A 1670-nucleotide genomic window follows, 5' to 3' on the forward strand; every position below is an offset into this window, starting at 1 on the left:
CACTGGCCAAGGTCCGGGGTGACCACGGAGCGGATCGTGCGCGCGGCGTTGCTGGTGGCGTTCAAGGTGATCGTCAGGGTGGCGTGGTATCCCGGCGTGGCGCTGAAGGTGTTCTGCAATCCCGGCGCCGGGCCGACCGCGCAGGCGCCGTCCCCGTAGTTCAGGCCGTTTGCCGCAGTGTTCGACATCCCGTACCCCTCCTGGTCGCCGGCCTGTGCGCACCCTGTCGCCGCGAACACCACGAGGAGGTCGGCGTCGGCGTTGCTGAAGGCGTTCCAGCCGACGATCTTCCACGCGCCGCTGCTGTGCGGGCCGATTGTCAGGGGGACGTCCTGCGAGAGGTGGCCTTCGAGGATCCAGCCACCGGTGAGCTGGAGCGTGCACGCCGTGTTGTTCACCAGCGTCGCGGCGATCGTCATACCGGGAGCGGTCGGCCCGCGGTCGGGTTGGGCCGCGAGGGCTGCGCCCGCTCCGCCTGCGACCGCCATGAGGGCGGCCGTGGCACCTACCGCGGCGAGACGAAAAGCACTGAACATGTACGTATTTCCTCCGAGGATGAGCGTATCCAAGGCGGATCCGCGGTCGCAGTGTAGTACGCCAGTCCTCTGTATCTGATCTACCGTCTGGCGAGCTGCCCGATGAGGCAGTGACAACGGACTGATTGGGTCGGATCCGACCGGCGATCGGCGCGTAACCCGACGAGCAGCCCCCGCAGAGCCCGCGACCTGCCCGGCATGTTCGGAAGCCCGCGGGCTTTCGCACCTGGATATCCGACCATAGAGTTCTTTGATCAGGTGTGACAGAACGAGGACGTACACCTGCTGGTCAATTCGTTGTCGCAGCGTGGAGGCGTATCAGTCGGCTGCCATGTGTGGTCGAGTGGTTGACGGGTGAAGTAGGCGTCGAGCCGTGGGTTGCGATTCCATGTTTCCCGAGTGTCTTGACACGCATGTGGTGGCGGTCACAATGACATCCGGAAACGTTTACGAACCCGAGCGAGGTCGCCCGACCCACCGTTCGGTCAAGCCCCTCGGCTGTCATGGCGCGGCCAGCCGAACCCGGAACGCTGTCGAGGCAGCGTCATCACGAACACGATCTCGATGACGCCGCTCCTGGCACAGTTCGGTCTCCACGCGGACAGCACCGTCCGCGTGGACAGCCGCCGACCCCCGCCATAAGGCGGTCTTGTCGACTTCTCCGGTCTGTGCATCGACACACCCTGCGACGTCCTATCGGTCGGCGGCGCGCTGTATCGGCAGCGCGCCCGCAACGGTACCGACGCCCGGAATTCCAGCCTGGTCCAGGGGTGAGACACGAAACCGGCCCGGTCCGTGACCAAACGGGAAGATCAGGAATCGGAAGGGATGGCAATGAGGCAGTTCCCTAATCTGCGGCTATCTGTGCTGGACAGCGGCAGGCTGCACCGGTCCCGCTCCCGTCCCAGGATCCGGGCAGTTCTCGCGGTGGTGGCCCTGGCCTCCGCGACGCTGGTAGGCACGCACTCCACGGCATATGCCGCCACCGACGCTCCCTATGGCGGTACGGCAGCGGCGGTGCCGGGTACCGTGCAGGCGGAGAACTACGACACCGGTGGTCAGGGCGCGGCGTACAACGTCAGCTCGGTGAACGGATCGGCAAACAGCTACCGTTCCGACGGGGTGGACCTCGAG

The 1670-nt window shown here is 66.0% G+C and carries 1 protein-coding gene and 1 pseudogene; one reads left to right on the forward strand and one right to left on the reverse strand.

Annotated features, from left to right (window positions below; all coding sequences use genetic code 11):
• On the reverse strand, nt 1-536 hold a 536-nt coding region (locus tag VGZ32_RS08755; RefSeq protein ID WP_326885380.1), incomplete at its 3' end, for a hypothetical protein.
• An 834-nt stretch (nt 537-1370) separates the two neighbouring features.
• On the opposite strand from VGZ32_RS08755, the pseudogene VGZ32_RS08760 reads away from it, so the two are divergent.
• Nucleotides 1371-1670 (forward strand): annotated as a pseudogene (locus VGZ32_RS08760) (hypothetical protein); the annotation flags it as partial.

The organism is Actinocrinis sp. (genome assembly GCF_035938995.1).
Lineage (GTDB): Bacteria > Actinomycetota > Actinomycetes > Streptomycetales > Catenulisporaceae > DASZGI01.